20 protein-coding genes are annotated in these 21,682 nt (G+C 70.3%); 6 read left to right on the forward strand and 14 right to left on the reverse strand.

Annotated features, from left to right (window positions below; all coding sequences use genetic code 11):
• Positions 1–148 precede the first annotated feature (148 nt).
• From radA to CSW64_RS13005, 5 genes are all read left to right on the forward strand, one after another.
• A complete protein-coding gene (gene radA / locus CSW64_RS12985; RefSeq protein WP_099622517.1) occupies positions 149–1,510 on the forward strand; it encodes a DNA repair protein RadA in 1,362 nt (453 codons plus the stop codon).
• Positions 1,511–1,517: 7 nt separating this feature from the next.
• Positions 1,518–2,135 carry a CvpA family protein gene (locus CSW64_RS12990; protein ID WP_245863688.1) on the forward strand — a complete coding sequence of 206 codons (618 nt, stop codon included), beginning with the start codon at positions 1,518–1,520 and terminating at the stop codon, positions 2,133–2,135.
• Positions 2,132–3,631 carry an amidophosphoribosyltransferase gene (gene purF, locus CSW64_RS12995; protein ID WP_099622518.1) on the forward strand — a complete coding sequence of 500 codons (1,500 nt, stop codon included), beginning with the start codon at positions 2,132–2,134 and terminating at the stop codon, positions 3,629–3,631. The genes CSW64_RS12990 and purF overlap by 4 nt, the downstream gene beginning before the upstream one ends.
• 82 nt (positions 3,632–3,713) lie before the next feature.
• Positions 3,714–5,900 carry a histidine kinase dimerization/phosphoacceptor domain -containing protein gene (locus CSW64_RS13000; protein WP_216361172.1) on the forward strand — a complete coding sequence of 729 codons (2,187 nt, stop codon included), beginning with the start codon at positions 3,714–3,716 and terminating at the stop codon, positions 5,898–5,900.
• Between the two features lie 46 nt (positions 5,901–5,946).
• Positions 5,947–6,942, forward strand: a complete 996-nt coding sequence (locus tag CSW64_RS13005) for a bile acid:sodium symporter family protein (protein ID WP_245863689.1) — start codon at positions 5,947–5,949, stop codon at positions 6,940–6,942.
• On the opposite strand, the gene CSW64_RS13010 is transcribed toward CSW64_RS13005, so the two are convergent.
• On the reverse strand, positions 6,915–7,238 hold the full coding sequence (locus tag CSW64_RS13010) for a hypothetical protein (RefSeq protein ID WP_099622521.1): 324 nt from the start codon (positions 7,236–7,238) through the stop codon (positions 6,915–6,917). The genes CSW64_RS13005 and CSW64_RS13010 overlap by 28 nt on opposite strands.
• Before the next feature lie 84 nt (positions 7,239–7,322).
• Here CSW64_RS13010 and CSW64_RS13015 point away from each other — a divergent pair, with 84 nt between their 5' ends.
• Entirely contained in the window at positions 7,323–8,066 is a 744-nt protein-coding gene (locus CSW64_RS13015) for an SDR family NAD(P)-dependent oxidoreductase (protein ID WP_099622522.1), read from the forward strand.
• Between the two features lie 20 nt (positions 8,067–8,086).
• Here CSW64_RS13015 and der read toward each other — a convergent pair whose 3' ends face one another.
• From der to CSW64_RS13080, 13 genes are all read right to left on the reverse strand, one after another.
• The gene (gene der, locus CSW64_RS13020; protein ID WP_099622523.1) at positions 8,087–9,712 is read right to left on the reverse strand and encodes a ribosome biogenesis GTPase Der; all 1,626 of its coding nucleotides are present in this window, start codon (positions 9,710–9,712) and stop codon (positions 8,087–8,089) included.
• 111 nt (positions 9,713–9,823) lie between these two features.
• Positions 9,824–11,212, reverse strand: a complete 1,389-nt coding sequence (locus tag CSW64_RS13025; RefSeq protein WP_099622524.1) for a PQQ-like beta-propeller repeat protein — start codon at positions 11,210–11,212, stop codon at positions 9,824–9,826.
• Positions 11,209–11,970, reverse strand: coding sequence for a tetratricopeptide repeat protein (locus CSW64_RS13030; RefSeq protein WP_099622525.1), 762 nt, complete (start codon positions 11,968–11,970; stop codon positions 11,209–11,211). The genes CSW64_RS13025 and CSW64_RS13030 overlap by 4 nt, the downstream gene beginning before the upstream one ends.
• Before the next feature lie 82 nt (positions 11,971–12,052).
• Positions 12,053–12,883, reverse strand: a complete 831-nt coding sequence (panB, locus tag CSW64_RS13035) for a 3-methyl-2-oxobutanoate hydroxymethyltransferase (protein WP_099622526.1) — start codon at positions 12,881–12,883, stop codon at positions 12,053–12,055.
• A 19-nt stretch (positions 12,884–12,902) separates the two neighbouring features.
• On the reverse strand, positions 12,903–13,286 hold the full coding sequence (locus tag CSW64_RS13040) for a hypothetical protein (protein WP_245863690.1): 384 nt from the start codon (positions 13,284–13,286) through the stop codon (positions 12,903–12,905).
• Positions 13,279–13,857, reverse strand: a complete 579-nt coding sequence (locus CSW64_RS13045; protein ID WP_099622528.1) for an RNA polymerase sigma factor — start codon at positions 13,855–13,857, stop codon at positions 13,279–13,281. The genes CSW64_RS13040 and CSW64_RS13045 overlap by 8 nt, the downstream gene beginning before the upstream one ends.
• A 33-nt stretch (positions 13,858–13,890) precedes the next feature.
• The gene (locus CSW64_RS13050; RefSeq protein ID WP_099622529.1) at positions 13,891–14,271 is read right to left on the reverse strand and encodes a DUF6249 domain-containing protein; all 381 of its coding nucleotides are present in this window, start codon (positions 14,269–14,271) and stop codon (positions 13,891–13,893) included.
• Positions 14,272–14,387: 116 nt separating this feature from the next.
• Positions 14,388–14,708, reverse strand: a complete 321-nt coding sequence (locus CSW64_RS22030) for a hypothetical protein (RefSeq protein ID WP_172448540.1) — start codon at positions 14,706–14,708, stop codon at positions 14,388–14,390.
• Entirely contained in the window at positions 14,701–15,240 is a 540-nt protein-coding gene (locus CSW64_RS13060) for an RNA polymerase sigma factor (protein ID WP_099622530.1), read from the reverse strand. Before CSW64_RS13060 ends, CSW64_RS22030 begins: the two co-directional genes overlap by 8 nt.
• Positions 15,237–15,668 carry a hypothetical protein gene (locus CSW64_RS21830; RefSeq protein WP_150131406.1) on the reverse strand — a complete coding sequence of 144 codons (432 nt, stop codon included), beginning with the start codon at positions 15,666–15,668 and terminating at the stop codon, positions 15,237–15,239. The genes CSW64_RS13060 and CSW64_RS21830 overlap by 4 nt, the downstream gene beginning before the upstream one ends.
• 96 nt (positions 15,669–15,764) lie before the next feature.
• Entirely contained in the window at positions 15,765–18,176 is a 2,412-nt protein-coding gene (locus CSW64_RS13070; RefSeq protein WP_099622531.1) for a membrane-bound PQQ-dependent dehydrogenase, glucose/quinate/shikimate family, read from the reverse strand.
• A gap of 60 nt (positions 18,177–18,236) precedes the next feature.
• A complete protein-coding gene (locus CSW64_RS13075; protein ID WP_099622532.1) occupies positions 18,237–18,587 on the reverse strand; it encodes an ArsC family reductase in 351 nt (116 codons plus the stop codon).
• A 60-nt stretch (positions 18,588–18,647) separates the two neighbouring features.
• Positions 18,648–21,644 carry an acetoacetate--CoA ligase gene (locus CSW64_RS13080; protein ID WP_099622533.1) on the reverse strand — a complete coding sequence of 999 codons (2,997 nt, stop codon included), beginning with the start codon at positions 21,642–21,644 and terminating at the stop codon, positions 18,648–18,650.
• Positions 21,645–21,682 lie beyond the last annotated feature (38 nt).

A 21,682-nucleotide genomic window follows, 5' to 3' on the forward strand; every position in this document is an offset into this window, starting at 1 on the left:
GCCTGAAAGCCCACTCCCCGCAACGGGGAGGCTATCCGACTCAGCGCCCCATGGGAAACACGGTTCCGCGAACGGCTCTCTTTCACGCGCGGGGCGCCGTGTTCCCGTTTTGTCGCTATGATCGGCGCTCCACGAATCGGGAGCGTCCATGGCCCGCGACGGCGCCGTCTATGTCTGCCAGTCCTGCGGCGCGGTGCAGTCCAAGTGGGCGGGCCAGTGCCCGGCCTGCGGCGCCTGGAACTCGCTCGCCGAGGAAGTGACCTCCCGCCCGCCTGGCGCGCTGGCCCCGACCCGTGGTTCCAAGACCCGCGGCCTGGCCTTCGAAGGCCTGGAGAGCGAAACGCCTGAACCGCCCAGGATCGTCACCGGGGTCGAGGAGTTCGACCGCGTCTGCGGCGGCGGGGTCGTCCCCGGCAGCGCCATCCTGCTCGGCGGCGACCCCGGCGTCGGCAAGTCGACCCTGCTGCTGCAGGTCGTGGCCAACGCCGCCGCCCGCGGGGCCTCCTGCGCCTACATCTCCGGCGAAGAGGCCGTCGAGCAGATCCGCGGCCGCGCCGCGCGCATGGGCCTGGCCCAGGCCCCGGTGAAGCTGGCCGCCGAGACCGCCCTGCGCGACATCCTGGACGGGCTGAAGAAGGAGAAGTTCGACCTCGTCGTCATCGACTCCATCCAGACCCTGTGGAGCGACGTGCACGAGGCCGGCCCCGGCTCCGTCACCCAGGTGCGCAACTGCGCCGCCGAGCTGGTCCGGCTGGCCAAGAAGCGCGGCGTGGCGATGATCCTGGTCGGCCACGTCACCAAGGACGGCCAGATCGCGGGTCCGCGCGTGGTCGAGCACATGGTCGACGCGGTCCTCGCCTTCGAGGGGGAGCGCGGCTACCCGTTCCGCATCCTGCGCGGGGCCAAGAACCGCTTCGGCGCCACCGACGAGATCGGGGTGTTCGAGATGGGCGACGCCGGCCTGTCGGAGGTCCGCAACCCCTCCGCCCTGTTCCTGAACGACGGCGGCGCGCGCGCGGCCGGCGCGGCGGTGTTCGCCGGCATCGAGGGCAGCCGTCCGGTGCTGGTCGAGTTCCAGGCCCTGGTCGCGCCCAGCGCCTACGGCACGCCGCGGCGGGCGGTGGTCGGCTGGGACAGCGGTCGGCTGGCCATGGTCCTGGCGGTGCTGGAGTCGCGCTGCGGCCTGGCCTTCGGCAACCGCGACATCTACCTGAACGTGGCCGGCGGCCTGCGCATCAGCGAGCCGGCGGCGGACCTGGCGGCGGCGGCGGCGCTGGTCTCCTCGGCGCTGGAAGAGGCCCTTCCCCAGGACTGCGTCGTGTTCGGCGAAGTGAGCCTGTCCGGCGAGGTTCGGTCCGTAGGACGGGCCGAATCCCGCCTCAAGGAAGCCGCGAAGCTGGGCTTCAAACAGGCCCTCGCCCCGACCGGCGCCGGCGATGCGCTGAAGGTGACGGGCGTCTCCCGCCTGGCCGACGCGGTGCGCCGGATCGGCGAACAACAGTGGGGCTGATCGCCGCATGCACCTGACCCAGTTCGACTTCATCGCCGGGCCGCTGCTGATCGTCTCGGCCCTGATCGGGCTGTCGCGCGGCGGCGTGCGCGAGCTGTTCACGGTGCTGGCCTTCCTCGGCGCGGCCGCCGCGGCGGTCTTCTCCCTGCGGTTCACGGCGCCGTTCGCACGCAAACTTGTGGACCCCGACTGGGCCGGCATCGGACTGGCTCTGTTTTTTGTCGGCCTGCTGACCTATATCGCGCTGCGACTGCTCGGGGCCGGCATGACCCGCCGCGTGCAGGAGACCCAGGCTCTCGGGGTCGCGGACCGCGTCATCGGCGGCGGATTCGGACTGTTGAGGGCCTTCGTGCTGCTTGGAGCGTTCAACCTGCTGTTCCACATGGCCACGCCCCCGGACCGCGCGCCCAAGTGGGTGACGGGCGCCCTCACCTATCCGGTGACGGAAGCCGGCGGCCGCCTCCTGAAGGCGTTCGCGCCCGAGGGCCTGGCGATGGCCAAGACCGTGGCCCCGGCGATCGAGGACGCGGTCAAGGCCGGAACGGCGGCGCCCAGCGAGGCCGAAACAGGCTATGATCAGGGCGAGCGGAACGCCATGGACGATCTAGTGGAGAAGACGCGATGACGATCCTGGGACAGACGAGCGACCGCTACGTCCAGCCCGTCCGGGACCCTGAGGACGACACGCTCAGGCTCGAGTGCGGCGTCTTCGGCGTCTTCGGCGCCCGCGACGCGGCCGCCGTGACCGCCCTGGGCCTCCACGCCCTTCAGCACCGCGGCCAGGAGGCCTGCGGCATCGCCGCCTTCGACGGCAAGAGCTTCCATACCGAGCGCCACCTGGGCCACGTCGGCGACGCCTTCACCGGCGACGACCTGATCGACCGCCTCCCTGGCGCCTACGCCATCGGCCACACCCGCTACGCCACGGCCGGCGGCAGCGGCATCCGCAACGTCCAGCCGATGTTCGCCGATCTCGAGGCCGGCGGCGTCGCCCTGGCCCACAACGGCAACCTGACCAACTTCCTGGCTCTGCGCGAACGCCTCGTCGGCGAAGGCGCCATCTTCCAGTCGACCAGCGACAGCGAGGTGATCCTTCACCTGATCGCCCGCTCGCGGAAGGCCCGCATCATCGACCGCTTCATCGACGCGGTCTCGCAGATCGAGGGCGGCTACGCCCTGATCGCCCTGACCAACAAGAAGCTGATCGGCGTCCGCGACCCGCTGGGCATCCGCCCGCTGGTTCTGGGCGACCTCGGCGGCAAGCCGGTGCTGGCGTCGGAGACCTGCGCCCTCGACATGATCGGCGCGACCTTCGTGCGCGACATCGAGAACGGCGAGATGGTGGTGATCACCGACGCCGGCGTCGAGAGCCTCAAGCCCTTCCCCGAGCAGAAGGCGCGTCCCTGCGTCTTCGAATACGTCTACTTCGCCCGCCCCGACAGCGTGGTGAACGGCCGGCCGGTCTACGACGTGCGCAAGCGCATGGGCATGCGCCTGGCCCAGGAGACCCCGGCCGAGGCCGACGTGGTCGTGCCGGTGCCCGACAGCGGCGTGCCCGCCGCCCTCGGCTACGCCCAGGCCAGCGGCGTGCCCTACGAGCTGGGCATCATCCGCAGCCACTTCGTGGGCCGCACCTTCATCCAGCCGACCCAGGGCGTCCGCGAACTGGGCGTGCGCATGAAGCACAGCCCCAACCGCGCGGTGCTGGCCGGCAAGCGGGTCGTGCTGATCGACGACTCGATCGTGCGCGGCACCACCAGCCGCAAGATCGTCCGCATGGTCCGCGAGGCCGGCGCCAAGGAGGTTCACCTGCGTTCGGCCAGCCCGCCGATCATGTGGCCGGACTTCTACGGCATCGACATGCCCGACCGCGACAAGCTGCTGGCGGCCCGCAAGTCGCTCGCCGAGATGACCCGCTTCCTGGAGGTGGACAGCCTGGGCTTCCTCTCGGTCGAAGGCCTGTACTGGGCGCTGGAAGCCGGTCCGCGCGATCCGGCCCAGCCGCAGTTCACCGATCACTACTTCACCGGCGATTACCCGACCCGCCTGCTGGATCGCGAGATCGCCGAAGGCGGCGGCGACGCGGCGGCCAAACAGCTGTCGTTCCTGGTCAGCGCCTGAGGTCAGTTTCCGACTGACAGGCGCCGCCCGTTGAACGACAGTGGGCGGACGAGCATTGCGGCTCGCGTGTCGGGAGCGGCCCATGACCACCAGTACGGCCGGCCGGCCTCCCGCCGGGGGCGATGATGCCGGCATGACCACGCCCGACCTGACGGCCTGCGATCGCGAGCCCATCCATATCCCCGGCGCCATCCAGCCTCACGGCGTGATGCTGGTCGTCGCCCGCGACACGCTGGAAATCCGGCACGCCGCGGGCGAGGTCGGCGGCAAGCTCGGTCATCCAGAATGGCGGGGCCTGGCGCTGGGCGCGGTGATCGGCGACGCCCTGGCGCTGCGCGCCGCGGCGCTGACCCAGTCCGGCGTGAAGGGCGGGTTCGTCGGGCAGCTGGAGACGCCGGCCGGCCCGCTGGACGTCGTCGCGCACACCCTCGGGGACGCGCTGATCGTCGAGCTTGAGCCGGGCGCCGAGCCCCGGCCCGCTCCGCACCTTCTGGGCGGTCTGGAGGCCGCCGCCGCCGCCTTCGAGCGCTCACCATCGCTGCAGGCGCTGTGCGAGCGCGCCGCGATCGAATTCCGGCGGCTGACCGGTTTCGACCGGGTGATGATCTACCGGTTCAAGGACGACGGCGTCGGCGCCGTGCTGGCCGAGGACCGGGCCGACCATCTGTCGTCCTTCCTGAACCACCACTTCCCCGGCTCCGACATCCCGGCCCAGGCCCGGGCGCTCTACGTCCGGAACCTGGTCCGCGTGATCCCGGACTCCGCCTACCGCCCGGCCCCGCTGTCGCCTCCCTGGGCGGGCGAGACGCCGCTCGACATGAGCGACTGCGCTCTGCGCAGCGTGTCCCCCGTCCATTTGCAGTACCTCCGCAACATGGGGGTCGCGGCCTCCGCGTCGGTCTCGATCGTGCGCGACGGCCGGCTGTGGGGCCTGATCGCCTGCCATCACGGCTCGCCCAGACTGCTGCCCTATGAGACCCGCGTCGCCTGCCGGGCGCTGGCCGCCGCCCTCGCCCGTCAGATCCGCGCGAAGGAAGAGGCCCAGCTGTACCGCGAGCGAATCCGGTTGCGCCTGCTCGAGGACGAACTGCTCGCCCAGTTCGATCCCGAAGGCGTCACCGACGCCGGCCTGGCCCGCAGCCTGACCGACATCCGCAAGCTGCTCGACGCCGACGGCGTCGCGGTGCTGCGCGCCGGCATGCTCTGGGCCGAAGGCGCCTGCCCCTCGGAGATTCAGGTCCGCGACCTGGCGGCCTGGGTCCTGGAAGGCGACGGCGAACCTCGTACGACGGACCGTCTGGGCGAGGCGCACCCGCCCGCCCAATGCTATGCCGACCGGGCCAGCGGCCTCGCCTCCGTCGTCGTCAGCGCCGATGAGCCCTTCGTCCTCCTTTGGTTCCGAGCCGAGCAGGTCGAGGTCATCAACTGGGCCGGCAATCCCCACAAGGCGATCGAACCCGACGCGGAAGGCGCCCTGACTCCCCGCGCCTCGTTCGAGGCCTGGCGGGAGACGGTGCGCGGCCGATCGCGGCGCTGGAGCCTGGCCGAACTGGAGACCATCGGCCGTTTCCGCGACGCCCTGCGTGAAGCCCGACAGCGCCATCGCCTGCGCGAACTGAATCAGCGGCTGGCCGACATGGTGTCCGACAAGGAAGCGCTGCTGCTGCAGAAGGAAGTGCTGATCAAGGAAGCAAACCATCGCATCCAGAACAGCCTGCAGCTGGTGTCCAGCTTCCTTGCGCTGCAGGCGCGGTCGCTGGACGAAGAGGCTCTCCGCGCTCCGCTGGAGGAGGCCGGACGGCGGCTGCACGCCGTGGCGCTGGTGCATCGCCGCCTCTATCGCGCCGACCAGATCGAGACCGTCGACCTCGGACGCTACATCGAGGACCTGATCGGCGAGATGCTCGGTTCGATGGGCCCCGAATGGGTCGGTCAGGTCACGCTCGACCTTCAGCCCGTCACCGTCCCGACCGACCGCGCCGTGCCGCTCGGGTTGGTGCTGACGGAGCTGGTGATCAACGCAAACAAGTACGCCTATGACGGCGAACCCGGACCGATCGTCGTCTCGCTGGAGCACCACGGCCCCGATCTGCATCTGATCGTCGCCGATCGAGGTCGCGGCGCAAGCAACAGCGCCGGCGGCTTCGGCAGCCGGATGATGGCGGCCATGGTCCAGCAGCTCGGCGGCCGCATCGAGCATCTGCCCAACGATCCGGGCCTGCGAACCCTGCTCGTCGCCCCGATCGTTTCGGCCGGGACCGAAAGATGAGCGCGGCGGCTTGCGGAGGCCGCTGCGGACGGCCATGCAGGACGAAATGAGCAAAGCAAGCGCCTGGCTGAAGCCTGATCCCTACATCATCGCCATCCTGCTGATGGTGGTTCTGGCCAGCCTCCTGCCGGTGCGCGGCGAGGCGGCGATCTGGTTCAGCTGGCTGACCAAGGCGGCCATCGCCCTGCTGTTCTTCCTGCACGGCGCCCGTCTGCCACGCGAGCACGTCATCGCCGGCCTGGTTCACTGGCGGCTGCATCTGCTGGTGCTCGGCTCGACCTTCCTGCTGTTCCCCCTGCTGGGTCTGGGCCTCGTCCAGTTGCCGACCTGGCTCCTGCCGGAACAGCTGGCGGCCGGCGTGCTGTACCTCTGCCTGCTGCCCTCGACGGTGCAGTCCTCGATCGCCTTCACCTCGCAGGCGCGGGGCAACGTCGCCGCCGCGGTCGTCGCGGCCTCGACCTCGAACCTGATCGGGGTGGTGCTGACGCCGCTGCTGGTCGGCCTGTTCCTGCACACCACCACCGGCGGCATCTCGCTGAAGGCGATCCAGGATGTCGCCGTCCAGATCCTGCTGCCGTTCACCGTCGGCCAGCTGGTCCGCCCCTGGGTTCAGGGCTGGGTCCAGCGCCACGCCAAGCTGGTCAGCTACACCGACCGCGGCTCGATCCTGATGGTCGTCTACGGCGCCTTCAGCGCGGCCGTGGTCGGCGGCCTGTGGAAGCAGGTCAGCGCGCTGGAGTTGACCGTCCTGCTGGTCATCTGCGTCGTGTTGCTGGCGGTGGTGTTGGTCGTCACCCGCCAGGCCGCCCGGCTGATGAAGTTCTCCAAGGAGGACGAGATCGTCGTCGTCTTCTGCGGCTCCAAGAAGGGCCTGGCCACCGGCGTCCCCATGGCCAGCATCCTGTTTCCGGCGGCCACGGTGGGCTTCATCGTCCTGCCGGTGATGCTCTTCCACCAGATCCAGCTGATGGCCTGCGCCGTGATCGCGCAGAGATACGGCGCGAGGCCCGGCGATCAGGCGGAGACGCGGAGCGCTTCATAGGCCTCCAGGGCGTCCGGATCGATCTCAACCGCCGTCCGCTCGGCCCAATGGGTGTTCGAACCCCGCTTCTTCACGCCGGAAACCCAGTACTCCTCCTGGGTCTCGACATCGAGGAAGTTGCCGCGCACGCCCGCGCCGCCGATCCCGGCCAGCTCACGGCCCCGGTAGTAGACCGTCTTTCCCGTGCGGGAGAACGTCACCCATCCGATGCGGGCGGCGACGCCATCGATGTCTCCGTCCTTGTTCTCGACGTACATCAGCCGCTTCTGCAGGCCGCGATTGAGCTGGTTCTTCATGGCTTGTCCCCCGGCCCGACGATATCCGTTCCGCGAACCGGCGCAAAGGATGACGCGGCCGGGCCGACCCGCTAGAAGCCGCGCATGGATTCCAAGCCCCTGAACAACCGTATCGCCCTGGTCACCGGCGCCACGCGCGGCATCGGCCAGGCGGCCGCCCTGGGCCTCGCCCGCGCCGGCGCCCATGTCATCGCCCTGGGCCGCACCCAGGGCGGGCTGGAGGCCCTGGATGACCAGATCTTCGCCGAGACCGGCGCCCACGCCACCCTGGTCCCGATGGACCTGAAACAGCCGGAGACGCTGGACGCCCTGGGCGCCACCATCCACGAGCGCTGGGGCCGCCTGGACATCGTCGTCCACGCCGCGGCGGTGCTGGGCGGCATCAGCCCGACGGGCCATATCGATCCCAAGCGCTGGGACGAGACCCTGACCGTGAACCTGACCGCGACCTGGCGGCTGATCCGGGCGCTGGAGCCGCTGCTGAAGGCGTCGGACGCCGGCCGGGCCATCTTCCTGACCACGGGCCGTGTCGTACGCCCGAAGGCCTTCTGGGGGCCTTACGCGGCCACCAAGGCCGGCATGGAGGCGCTGGTGCGCTGCTGGGCCGACGAGGTCGAGCACACGCCGGTCCGCGCCGTCCTGCTGGACCCGAACCAGATGCGCACCCGCATGCGGGCCGAGGCCTATCCGGGCGAGGATCCGATGACCCTGCCGGAGCCGGCCGAGATCGCGCCCCTGGTCGTCCAGCTCGCCCAGGCGACGGACCTCGGCCTGCCCGACAGGCCGGTGGTGTTCAGCGACTGGAAGGCCGCCGGCGGCAAGCTCTAAGCCTTCCCTGGAAGGGACGGCTACTTCTTCTTGCCGCCCTTCTTGGTGGAGGCGCCGCCGCGCAGCTTGGCGATGCCGGCGCGACCGCCCTTGGCCCCCATCGACTTCGTGTACTTCGCCGCGGCCGCGGCGCGAGCCTTGGCCGCCTTGACGCCGGTGGGGCGCGGCGGGACAGCCTTGGGCTTCACCGGCGGTCCGCCGGCGGCCAGGGCCTCCGCGCGCTCGGCGCGCGCCTCGGCGGCGAGCGCCTGGGCCTTTTCCTTCTTGGCCTTGCCGCCCTGCTGGAACGACGGCGCGCCGCCCTTCTCCTCGCCTTCGGCGTAGGGATTGCGGTTGCTCTTCAGCGTCACGCGGATCGGCACGCCGGGCAGGTCGAAGCTCTCGCGGAGACTGTTCACGAGGTAGCGGCGGTACTGCTCGGGCATCTGGTCGGCGCGGCTGGAGAACAGCACGAACGTCGGCGGACGGGCCTTGGTCTGGGCCATGTACTTCGGCTTGATCCGACGACCGTTCACCGCCGGCGGCGGGTGGCGCTGGATGGCCATGGCCAGCCAGTCGTTGAGGTCGCGGGTCTTCACCTTCGTCGACCAGTTCTCGTAGGTCTTCAGGATCGCCGGCATCAGCCGCTCCACGCCGCGGCCGTTGGCGGCGGACAGGGCGACGACCGGCGCGCCCCGCACCTGGGGCAGCATGCGCTCGGCGTGCTCGATGAAGGCCTTCAGCTGCGCCTGTGGGTCCTCGACCAGATCCCACTTGGCCAGGACGAAGACCAGCGCCCGCCCTTCTCGCTCGATCAGGTCGGCGATCTGCAGGTCCTGGATCTCGAACGGATGGGTGGCGTCCATCACCAGCAGCACCACCTCGGCGAAGGTGATGGCGCGGATGGTGTCGGACGTGGACATCTTCTCGAGCTTGTCCTGGACGCGGGCCTTGCGGCGCAGGCCGGCGGTGTCGACCAGGCGGACCTTCCGGCCGGCGTGCTCCCACTCGACCGAGATCGAGTCGCGGGTGATCCCCGCCTCCGGCCCGGTGAGCATCCGGTCCTCGCCGATCAGCCGGTTGACCAGCGTCGACTTGCCTGCGTTCGGCCGGCCGACGATGGCGATGCGGATCGGCTTGTCGTCCTCCGCCTCCTCCTCCTCGGCGTTGGCCAGAGCCTCCTGGGCGACCAGGGCGGCGTAGAGTTCGGCCATGCCCTCCCCGTGCTCGCCCGACAGCGGCAGCGGCTCGCCGAAGCCCAGCGACCAGGCCTCCGCGATGCCGGCGTCGCCCTGCCGCCCCTCGGCCTTGTTGGCGGCCAGGATCACCGGCTTGTCGGTCAGGCGCAGGAGCTGGGCGAAGATCTCGTCGCCCGGGGTGATCCCCTCGCGCGAGTCGATCAGGAACAGGACGACCTGCGCTTCTTCGATGGCGCGCTCGGTCTGCTGACGCATGCGGGACTCGAGGCTCTCGTCGTGGGAGTCCTCGAAACCGGCGGTGTCGATCAGGGTCAGTTCCAGGTCGCCGAGGTTTCCCTTGGCGAAGCGACGGTCGCGGGTGACGCCGGGCTGGTCGTCGACGATGGCCAGCTTCTTGCCCGCCAGCCGGTTGAACAGCGTGGACTTGCCGACGTTCGGCCGGCCGACGATGGCGAGCTTGAGGGGCATGCGGAATTCAGTCTCAGGGGCGACGGATCGCCGGAAGATAGCAGATGCGGCCAAAAGAAAAGGGCGCAGCCCGCGGGGGCCGCGCCCTTACCATGAAAGCGGGTCGAAAGACTACCGGATGGCGACCAATTCGGCCTTGTCGGTGACGACGTAGACCGTGTCGCCGCCGGCGATCGGGGTGACCAAGGCCGGCCCGCCCAGATTGATCTCCTTCAGGAAATCGCCGGTCTTCGGGTTGAGGGCGATGGCCCTGCCGTCGCTGGAGACCACGATCAGGCGGTCGGAGGCCAGGATCGGTCCGGAGAACAGCGGACGGACCTTTTGCTTAGCCATGCCGAAGAACAGCTTGCTCTTCTTGGCCGTGGCCAGACCGGCGTTGAGATCCTTGATCCAGTAGACCTGACCGCTCTCGCGCGAGGCGCAGATGACTTCACCCGCCTGCGAGATGACGTAGACGACGTCGCCGGCCGGCCAGGGCGTGGTGATCGAGGCGATCGGCAGGCTCCAGCGGGACTGGCCGCTGCGCAGGTCGATCGCGCCGAACACGCCCGAGTGGCTCGCGGCGTAGACGTCGCCCTGGTAGATCACCGGACGGCCAGCCACGTCGCGGATCTCCGACAGGGCGCTGGTCCGGCTGGCCTTGGCCAGGGTGTTGTTCCACAGGTCGTTGCCGTTGCCGGCCCGCAGCGCCACGACCTCGCCCGAGGCGAAGCCGGCGACGATGGTGTCGCCCTGGGCCGCCGGGCTGCTGGCCGCCAGGATACGCGCCGGCTCGACCAGGGCCTGGTAGGTCCAGGCTTGGGTTCCCGTGGCGACGTCGTAGGTCAGCATCTCGTTGTCGGTGTTGACCACATAGACGCGGCCCTGGGTGACGATCGGGGCGCCATGGATCGGCGCGCTCGAGTTCGTCTTCCATTCCAGGGCGCCGGTCGCGGCGTCCAGGCGGGCGACGTAGCGATAGCCGGACGACACATAGACCTTGCCGTCGGCGTAGGCGACGCCGCCGCCGAAGGCCTGCTTGTCGCGGCGGGTGCGGTTCTCGGGCGGCTTGCGCCAGATCACCGAACCGGTGCGCGCATCGACCGCCGCCACTTCGCCCTCGGCGTCCATGACGTAGATTCGGCCGTCGGCGTAGACCGGCGGGGCCAGCAGATGCAGCGCCCGGTTCGACCCCTTGCCGAAACCCTTGCGCCAGGCCACGTCGAAGCTGGCCGCAGCCTGGACGTGATCGACGACCACGTCGGGCGCGCCGCCCGGCTGGGGCCAGTTGGCGATCGCCGTCGCGGGCGGCAGGTTGAAATCGGCGCCCTTCAGCGATTCCGACGCCTCGACCTTCTGGTCGAAGGCGACGATCGAGATCCGCCGGCCGTCGGTCGCGACTTCCTTGTTCTCGTTCTTCTTGAAGGGGTTGAGATTGCTGACCGAGCCGAGGGTCGAACAGCCCGCGAGCGCCAGGGCGCTCGCGGCGATAACGGCGACGCCGCCGATACGTTTGGTCATTGGGCGGGTCCCTGCTGGACTTGCGGCGCGGGGGAGACGGCGGGCGGCAACACCTGCGGCGGGGCCTCCGGCATGGCGATCGCGGCCTTCACCGCCGCCGGCAGGGCCGCGGCCGAACCCGAGTCGATCAGGCCCATCGCGGCCTGCGCGCGCTGGCGCATGCCCTCGGACGCGCCGAGGACGTTCGACAGGGCGGAAAAGTCGGTGCGGGCCTCGGCCGTGCGGCCGGCCAGCAACTTGCCGAAGGCCAGGGCTTCGCGCGCCTGCAGGCGGTAGGGCCGCTTCTCTTCCAACAAAGGCGTCAGTCTCCCCTCGATATCCTTGTAGGGAGCGGTATCGAGAAGCGCCAAGGCGGATTTGAGGCGCGCCAGGTCGGTGATCAGAGGCTCGCTCGTGGCGGCCGCCGCGGCGTCGTAGAGCTTCACCGCCTCGGCGGTCTTGCCCTCTTCCTGGCGGATGCCGCCCTGCATGAGCAGGGCCAGGGCGGCGTAGGTCTTGTCCGAGGACTTGGCGACCTCGCCCAGCGCCGTGAAGGCCTTGGCCTGGTCGCCCTTGCCGGCAGTCTCCAGCGCGGCCACGTACTGCTCGGCGGCCTTGTCGGCCTGCTTGGTCTGGTTCGAGGTCCAGGCCCAGTAGCCCAGCGCCGCGGCCAGGGCGATGACCGCCGCGCCGATCGCCCAGGGCAGAACTTTCAGGACGAGGGTCTTGTACCGCTCCGTGCGGATCTGATCCTCGACCTCTTCAAATACATCGACCACGAACGGGCGCTCCGGCAAATCGGCATAGAGGCCGGGAACCTATAGGGTGAACCGCGTCGCCGCAACGCGGCTGAGACGTCCGTCAGCCCTGCTTTTTCGCGAAATAGGTCTCGGCCTCGCCCGGGAAGGTCCGCGCCTTGACGTCCGCGGCGTAGCGGCGAGCCGCCTCGGCGATCTCACCCTTCAGATCGGCATAGCGGCGGACGAACTTGGGCGTCCAATCGAACAGACCCAGCATGTCGTCGGTGACCAGGATCTGGCCGTCGCAACCGGCGCTGGCTCCGATGCCGATGGTCGGGACGGCGATGGCCGCGGTGACCTCGCGCGCCAGATCCTCGGCGACCCCTTCGACCACCACCGAAAAGGCGCCGGCCTCGGCGGTCGCGCGCGCCTCGGCCAGAACCCGCTCCCGCTCCACGTCGGTGCGTCCCTTGGCCTTGAAGCCGCCGTCGACGAGAATCGCCTGTGGTCGCAGACCGACATGGCCCATGACCGGGATGCCGCGCTTGACCAGGTAATCTATGGTGGCCGGCACCGTGGGGCCGCTCTCGACCTTCACCGCCTGGGCGCCGGTCTCCTTCATGATCCGGGCGGCGTTGGCGTAGGCCGTCTCCGGCTCGCCCTCGTAGGAGCCGAAGGGCATGTCGACGACGACCATGGCCCTGCGGGTCGACCGCATGACCGCCTGGCCGTGCAGGATCATCATCTCCAGCGTAACGCCGACGGTGTTGGGCAGGCCGTGGACGACCATGCCCAGCGAGTCGCCGACCAGCAGCAGGTCGCAGGCCTCGTCCAGCACCGCCGCCACCGGCGCGGTGTAGGCGGTCAGGCAGACGATCGGTTCGCCGCCCTTGCGCGCGGCGATGTCCGGCGCGGCGAGGCGACGGACGATTTCCTGGCGTTGGGCGGACACGGGCGGGCTCCTTGCGGCGCTACTGGAACTCCTCGACCGCGCGGGTGACGGCGAAGGCGACGGCCATAACACCCAGGGCCACCGCCATCCACATCACTTCACCGCTCACCGGCAGGGACGACAGGCCTTCGCCGGCGCGGGTCAGGCCCGCGGCGCCCTCCCTGATCAGGGCGACCTGGCGCACGCTCTCGCCGCCCAGGTCGACCAGCACCCGGCTGTTGACCAGCTGGAAGGCGCCGACCAGGCCCGCGACGAGCCCGGCGACGCCGATGCCGATCTGCCGGACGCTCCAGCCCCGATCGAGCCGAAGCTCGACCAGCTTGGCGAAGGCTTCCGAGTCCGGGAAGGCCGGCGGCTCATGGAACATCCGGTCCAGCGTCATCTCGAAGTCGAGTTCAGCCATGACCCCTGCTCCCTTCCGCGCCGCCCTGCGCGCCGACGCCCGGCGCGAGGCGAGCCCGGAGTTTATCCAGACCACGTTTGACATGGGATTTGACCGTTCCAAGAGGCACGTTCAAGGCCTCCGCCGCTTCGGCATGAGACACCCCCGCTCCGTAACACAGCGACACGCAGACCCGCTCCGCCGGCGACAGCGCCTTCAGCGCCTCATCCAGGTCGATGCGGTCGGCCGCCGAACCCTCGTCGCCATGCCCCTCGTCGGCGATCTCCATATCCAGGTCGAACCTGGCGTCGCGCCGCCAGCGGCGGACGTACAGCCTGGCCGCGATCTTGCGCACCCAGGCCGAGAAGGCCCCTTCCCCGCGAAACTCCGCGATGCGCTCGAAGGCGACCAGAAAGGCGTCCTGGGCCAGGTCGTCGGCGAGGGACGGTTCGGCCCCCATGCGACGCAGCAGCCCCCGGACCGTCGAGCCATGCCGACGGACAAGCTCGCCGAAGGCGGGCCGGTCGCCGGACGCGGCCAGGGCCGCGAGCTCGACATCGTGCAGACTGGCGGGTGATCTCGCCCCGGCCATGTGCTTGCGCTCCCCTCCAGAGATCCGCGCCGACTAGGACTGTTTGCCCTTGTTCGGGTTGACGAAGCTCAGAGCGATGAAGGCGACGCCGATCATGGTCGGGATCGCGGCCATGCCGAGCAGCGGGTGGAAGGCGTCGGCCTCGCGGAAGCCGATGATGAAGCCCAGCAGACCGATGCCGATGCCCACCGACAGCCAGACGATGCCGGTCCGGATATCGCTGAGCGCCGTCGGAGCGACCTTCACGTTCTTGGTCATCGCGTCGATCACCTCGCTCGGCAGCGGCAGTCCCTTGTCGATCGCGCTGCGCAGGGTTTCCTGCATTTCGCGGCGCTCGCGGCTCTTCAGCCAGCTGGGGACCAGGACGATCGCGGCGATCATCGCGAACAGGGTGATCGGGATCAGGATTTCCATCAGTTCGTCTCCTCGATGACAGGCGGATGCGGCCCAGCCGTTTCCGCCTTCTGATCAATAGAGGCGCCAGCCCCCGCCCTTGGATGCGCGAGTCGGGATGAAATGTTCGTAAGGGTTCAGGCGCGCCGGAACAGCGGCTTCAGCCCCACGTACAGCGACGCCAGGACCACCGCCGCCAGAGCCGCCGGCCCCGCGCCGGAAACGATGGCCGCCACATCCGCGGACACGGCCTGCCAAAGCGCCCAAAGCACCAGCGCCGCCAAGGCTGCGACGCCCGCCAGCTCCAGCAGGTTCGCCCGGAACCGCCGCCGCGCGATCTCCTCGACCACGGTCGCCGAGAAGGCCGGATCGCGCTCGGCCAGCCCATCCTCGGCGAAGAAGGCCGCCAGGGAGGCTTCGGCGCGGGCCTGGGCGTCCATCGGCTCCTGCTCACTCATCACGGCCTCCGATCGCCGCCAGCAGGCGACTGCGCCCGCGGGCGACGTGCGACTTCACCGTGCCGATCGGCAGGCCCAGAACCTCGGCCGCGTCGGCGTGGCTGAACTCGCCCGCCAAACATAGCGCCACGGCCGCCCTCTGATCCAGCGGCAAGCCCGCGAGCGCCCGTTCGAGGGTCAGCCGGTCGTCCGACGAGGCCGGGATTGCGCCCTGCTGCTGCGCCGCCTCGGACCAGGCCTGATCCCGCCGCCGCCGCCGCAGGCCTGCCCGCGCCGCGCTCTGGTGACGCCGCCAGGCGATGCCGCAGAGCCAGGAACGGACCTCGGCCTCGCCGCGGAACCGGCCGATCTCGGTCCAGGCCGCCAGGAAGGTCTCCTGCGCCAGGTCGTCGGCCTCGGCCGCATCGCCGCAGAGACGTCGCAGGAAGCCCCGGACGGCCCGCTGGTGCCGGTCGACCAGCCGCCCGAACGCCGCCGACGATCCCCCGCGCGCGGCCTCGACCAGATCGGCGTCGAGGCCTTGCGGCGTCATTGGCCCTCACGATCCCGCCGCTGCACCAGAAGGATGATCAGGGAGCCGACCGCCATGACGCCCATCACCAGGGCGACAACCCCGAAGGCCAGACGGGTGGGGCCCTCGCCGCCCCACCAGGCCACCGCGCCGAAGCCAACGGCCAGCGCGGTGAAGGTCATCAGCCGTTCGCCGTTGTGATAGCGCCGTTCACGCCGGCCCCGCCGCGCCGGAACGCCGGTCCAGTCCTCCTGAGCGTCATAGGCGCCGCCCCGCGAGACGGCGGCTAGCAGCCCGGCCGGCGGCTCCTTGCCCTGCTGAGCGTACATCTTGATGAGCTCGAGCGCGTCCCGGCTGCGCTTGTAGTTCAGCCACATCCCGAACCCGCCGAAGGCGAAGCCCATCAGCGGAAACAGCAGCCACCAGTATTTTTCGAACAGATCGACCATGACGGCCTCCCCAAAATCCGGTGCGGTTATCGCACGTTTCAAGGGTTGGTCGCCGCGGCCGGCCCGATCGGATGCAGACGCTTCGGCTTCTCGTCCCTACGGCAAGGCGTAGGCCGCGAGCTGGTCGCTGATCGGGGTCTCCATGAAGTGGTGCCCGCCGGCCATGATGACCAGATACTGCTTGCCGCCGGCCTCGTAGGTCATCGGCGTGGCCTGGCCGCCGGCCGGCAGGACGTCGCTCCACAGCACCTTGCCGGTCTTCAGATCGATGGCGCGGATCAGGTTGTCGGTCGCCGCCGCCACGAACACCACCCCGCCCGCGGTCACGACCGCGCCGCCGTTGTTCGGCGTGCCGATGTTGATCGGCAGCATCGAGGCGACGCCGAACGGTCCGTTGCGGCGCGCCGTGCCCAGAGGCTCGTCCCACAGGGTCTTGCCGGTGCGCAGGTCGATGGCCCGGACGCCGCCGTAGGGCGGGGTCTTGCACAGCAGGCCGGTGAACGGCAGCCGCCAGCCGGCGTTGACGTCGATGGCGAACGGCGTGCCCGCTTGCGGGTCCCCCGCGCCCTCCGCACCCTTCTTCAGGCTGCCGCCGCGGGCCTCGCCGCGCGGGGTCCAGCCCTTGCGGTCGGCTTCGGCGCGCGGGACCAGGCGGTTGTAGTTGGGCATGTCGTTGTAGTTGGCCACGATCACGCCGCGGCGGGGGTCGATGGCGATCCCGCCCCAGTCGGTTCCGCCATTGTAGCCCGGATACTGAATCCAGCGCCGGTCCGAGGTCGGCGGCGTGTAGAAGCCTTCGTAGCTCGCTCGCCTGAACTGGATGCGGCAGATCATCTGGTCGATCGGCGACATGCCCCACATGTCGCGCTCGGTGAGGTCCGGCTTGCGCAGGGTGTGATAGCCGGAGGTGATCTGGGTCGGCGACCGCTGCGAGGGCTCGACCCCGCCCTGCGGAGCCTTGATCTCGCGGATCGAGGTCAACGGTCGGCCCGTGCGACGATCCAGGACATAGATGTCGCCCTGTTTGCTGGGGAGCACGATGGCGGGGGTCGAACCGCCCGCCGACGGGAAGTCGATCAGGGTCCCCTGGGCGCCCAGGTCGTAGTCCCAGACGTCCTTGCGCACGGTCTGGAACGACCAGACCGGCCTGCCGGTGGTCGCGTCCAGCGCTGTCAGCGAGGTCGCGTACTGGTTCTCCAGCGGACCGCGCAGGCCGCTCCAGTAGTCGACGGCCGAATTGCCGAGCGGCAGGTAGACCAGCCCCAGCGCTTCGTCGCCCGAGGCGGTGGTCCACATGTTCGGCGTGCCCTTGGTGTAGATCTGTCCGGCGGGCGGCTCGCCCGTGATGTCCGGACGCACCATGTCCCAGGCCCAGCGCAGCTGGCCGGTGACGGCGTCGAAGCCCTTGATCACGCCGGACGGCGCATCACGTCGCTGACCGTCGAGGATCTGATGGCCGACGACGACCACCCCGCGCACGATGGTCGGGGCCGAGGTGATGGAGATCATGCCGGCGGCGGCCGGGCCCATGCCCTGCTTGGTGTCGACCTGGCCGCCGGTTCCAAAGCCTTGGCAGAGCTGGCCGCTGCGGGCGTCGACGGCGATCAGCCGGCCGTCCAGCGTGCCCTCGATGATCCGCGTCGCGCAGGCCTCACCCGCCGAGGCGCCCGGGACCTGGTAGTAGGTCACGCCGCGACAGGCCGCCGTATAGGGGATGGCCGCGTCCGGCACCTTCGGATCGTAGCGCCAGCGGACCGCGCCGGTGCGCGGATCGAGGGCCAGCATGATGTTCTTGGCGGTGCAGAGGTAGAGGCTGTCGCCGACCTTCAGCGGCGTGGTCTCCGCGCCGTACTTCCCGGCCGCGGCGGCGCTAGGCATGTCGCCGGTGCGGGTCAGCCAGACCCGCTTCAGGCGACGGACGTTGGAGGCGGTGATCTGGTCGAGCGGCGAGTAGCGCCGTGCGCCGTAGTCGCCGCCATAGGCGCCCCAGTCGGCCCCGACCGGCAGCGGCGAGGCGTCGGCGGGCGTCGGCAGGCTGGCCTCGGGCAGCGGTCCCGGCGACGGACGGTGATTGACGACGCCCATGGCCGCGACGCCGACAATGGCCAAAAGGACGAAGCCCGCCAGGCCGCCCACCGCGGCTCTCCGCCCCTGTGGCGAAGGCAGCAACGCCGGCAGGACCAGGAACAGGAGGACCAGCAGCACCGACGGCGCCACGACGCGCGGGACCAGCGGCCAGCCGGCCAGGCCGACTTCCCAGATCGCCCAGATCAGGGTCAGGACATAGACGGCGAGGTAGATCCAAGCCCCGAGGACCTGCCGGCGCAACAGGAAGACGCCCGAGGCGATCAGGCCCAATCCCGCGAGCAGATAGTAGGCCGATCCGCCCAGGGCGATCAGCCAGCCGCCGCCGACCGTCAGGACCAGTCCGATCAGGATGAAGACCGCGCCCAGAAGCCAGGCCGCCCAACCGCCGCCGCCCAGGCCGCGTCCGATCCCGTCCGACATGGAAGTCCCTCCCAGCGGTGCATCCGCCGGTGGAACACCCGTCGCGAGGCGCTGGTTCCGCTAGACGCTGGTCGCCGCGGCGTAGATCTCGGGCTTGAACCCGACCGTCAGCCTGCCGTCCAGGTCGAGCACAGGCCGCTTGATCATCGAGGGCTGGGCGACCATCAGGGCGATGGCCTTGGCCTCGTCGACGCCGGTCTTGTCGGCGTCCGGCAGCGCCCGGAAGGTGGTCCCGGCGCGGTTCAGCAGCACCTCCCAGCCGACCTTCCCCGCCCAGCCCTTCAGCGTCTCGGCCTCGATCCCGGAGGCCTTGTAGTCGTGGAAGCCGTAGGTCACGCCGTGCTGGTCGAGCCAGACCCGGGCCTTCTTCATCGTGTCGCAGTTCTTGATGCCGTAGAGGGTGGCGGACATGGCGTCTCCGAGGGGCGAGTCGATCGTCCCGCCCTCAAGAGCACATCCCGGCGGCCGGCTCTACGGTCGCAGCCGCTCCGACAGCATCGCCGCCAGCGTCGCCGCATGCGGCGGCTCGATCATGCCGTCATGATCGCCGGGCGCGACCATCTCGGTCACGCCGCCCCGCGCGGCCGCCCGGAACGCACTGGCGGCGTCGAATGGAATGTCCTCGGGAATTTCAGCCCTTACGAACAGAACCTCGCCGCCATAGGCGCCAGGACGATAGCGGCCTGTCGCCGCGACGATGCCGTCGCGGACCGCCTGCAGGCGCGGCGGGATCTCGTGCAGCGGCGGAGCCGGCGGGGCCCGGCGACCGGCCAGGGCGAACGCCCGGTCGCGCAGGTAGACCAGAATTTCCGCCAACGGCATCCGCCGTATCCGCCGCGCGTGATGGGCCAGCCGCCGCATCAGCAGCCGGGCTCGCTCCGCTGCGGGCAGGAATCGCTTGTCCACCTTGCTGTCGAGCAGGATCAACTCGGCGACCGGCTCGCCCATGGCCTCCAATCGCCGGGCCATCTCGAAGGCCGCCAGCCCGCCGAAGGAGAATCCGGCCAAGCGGTAGGGTCCCTTCGGCTGCACCGTCCGGATCGCCGCCACATAGTCGGTCGCCATGGCCTCGACGTCGGCGAGCGGCGCTTCATCCAGATCAATCCCTCGCGCCTGCACGCCATGGATCGGCCGACCGCAGTCAAGCGCCCGCACCAAGCTGTGCAGCTGCAGGACGTTGCCGGTCATGCTGTGGACGATGAACAGCGGCTCCCCCGTTCCGTCCGTCCGCAGCGGCGCGATCCGCGACGAGGCCGACCAGTCCGGCGCGTCGATGACCGCGGCCAGGGTCCGGATCGTCGGCGCATGGAGCAGGGTCGCCATCGGCAGCCGCCGACCGGTGCGTCGCCGCACCTCGGCCAACACGCGGGCGGCGGTCAGCGAATGACCTCCCAGGTCGAAGAAGTTGTCGTCCAGCCCGATCGTTTCGGCGCCGAGCAACGTCCGCCAGACCGCCCCGAGCCAGTCTTCGGCGGAGCCGCCCGCCGCTCCGCCTGCGTCCCTCGTCCAGGCGGCCATCGCCTGGCGGATCGCCGTGACGCTCTCGGGATTTCGCAGCGTCGCCAGGTTGTGCGGCGAGCGACCGTTGACCGCGTCGGCCGCCGCGGCCTCCGACAGCTTGCCGCTATGCGTCGTCGGCAGGGCGTCCACGGCCAGGATCACGGCCGGCGCGTGGACCGCGGAGGCTCGCCGGGTCAGCAGGCGGCGGATATCGGCGCGCAGGGCGTCGTCGACGGTCACGCCCGCGACGGGGACCACCAGCAGCGCCATCCGGGCTTCGCCGCTCGTCTCGTCAGACTGCTCGACCGCCAGGGCCTGGGCGATCCGCGGCTCGTCGGCCAGGACGGCATAGACCTCCGCCGGCCCGACCCGGACGCCGCGTATATTGAGGACCCCGTCCATTCGGCCGCGCAGGATCACCCCGCCGCGCGGCGTGGCCCGGATCCAGTCGCCATGGCTCCAGGCCGTCACATGCCGCGAGAAATAGGCCTCGTGGAACCGGACGCCGAAAGGATCGGCCAACAGGCTCAGGGGCCTCGAGGGAAACGGATTGTGGCAGGTCAGTTCGCCCTCGCCGCCCGGACCCGACGGGCGCACGTCCAGCCCCAGGCTCACGCACTGCGCCTCGCCCGCAAAGGTCGGCAGGTTGGGGCTGCCCAGCACGAAACAGCCGATGATGTCCGACCCGCCGCTGATCGACTGCACGGGCAGCGGTTTGACCGCCTCACGGACCCAGCGCGCCAGCTGGGGCGACAGCACCGATCCCGTCGACAACACCGATCGCAACGCCTTCAGGGCGAGGTGATCGCCTGGCCGATAGTCCAGCGACCGGCACAGGCCCAGGTACGGCGGACTGGTCCCGAAGCAGGTCGCGCCGGTCTCGTCAGCCAGCCGCCACAGGGTCTCGGGCGCGTCGACCGGTCCGTCGTAGAGGACGATCGCCGCCCCCGAGGCCAGCGCCGACAGCTGCCAGTGCCACATCATCCAGGCCGGCGAGGTCTGGAAGAACAGCCGCTCGCCCGGACGCAGATCGCCGTGCAGCCGGTGCTCCTTGAGATGCTCCAGCAAGGTTCCGCCCGCGCCATGGACGAAGCCCTTGGCCTTGCCGGTGGTGCCGGAGGAGAACAGCACGAAGAGCGGATGGTTGAACGGGAACCGGTCGAACGCCGCCTCGGGTCCCTCGGCCAGATCGGCGGCCCGCAGGACGGGCAGCGCCCCCCCATCGATGACGGCCCCGTCCAAGGCGACCACCGCCTTCAACGAAGGCAGCTTCGTGATCAGCTCCGAGACCCGGTCGACGACCGGCGCGCCGCCATCCTGCGGCCGTGGCTCGGCGGAGACGATCAGCAGGCGCGGCTCGAGGGTCTCCAGCCGCTCGGCCAGGATGTCCGGCCCCATCTCCGGCCCGACCGTGGCGATCGTCGCACCGCAGGCCGCCGCGGCCAGGACGGCGACGACGGCCTCGACATCGTTGCGCAGGACCGCCGCCACGGCGTCTCCGGGCGCCAGGCCCAACGTCTGAAATCCAGACGCCAGACACCTGACCTTTCTCCGTAATTCGCCTCTCGTCAGGCGAACCTCCTCGCCGTCCGCCCGGCGCGCGATCACCGCCTCGGCCCCGTCGTCGCCGGCCAGCAGAGCCTCGGCGTAGTTCAGCCTCAGGTCCGGGAAGAAGCGCGCCGTCTCGCAACGGTCGCCGAGCAGGGCCGGATCGGCCATGCCGGATGTCGGCGGCGCCAGCCAGGCCAGCAGAGCGGTCCAGAAACGCGGGCCGTCGAGGATCGCCCAGCGCTGCAGAGCGGCCTGGTCCGGCAGAACCAGTCCCTCGCGACGCTCGACGAACCGGATGAACGCGGTCAGCTGGGACCCGGCGACAGCGGCGGGATCGGGCGTGAACAGCGGCTGGTCGTCGCCGTCCAGCACGCTAGTATCGGCTTGAACCCGTTCCTTCAGAGAGTCCAAGGACATCGCCGCCTCCCCTCACCTGATCCAGGACAGGCTGGCCA

Origin of the sequence: Caulobacter mirabilis, from assembly GCF_002749615.1 — a bacterium.
Lineage (GTDB): Bacteria > Pseudomonadota > Alphaproteobacteria > Caulobacterales > Caulobacteraceae > Caulobacter > Caulobacter mirabilis.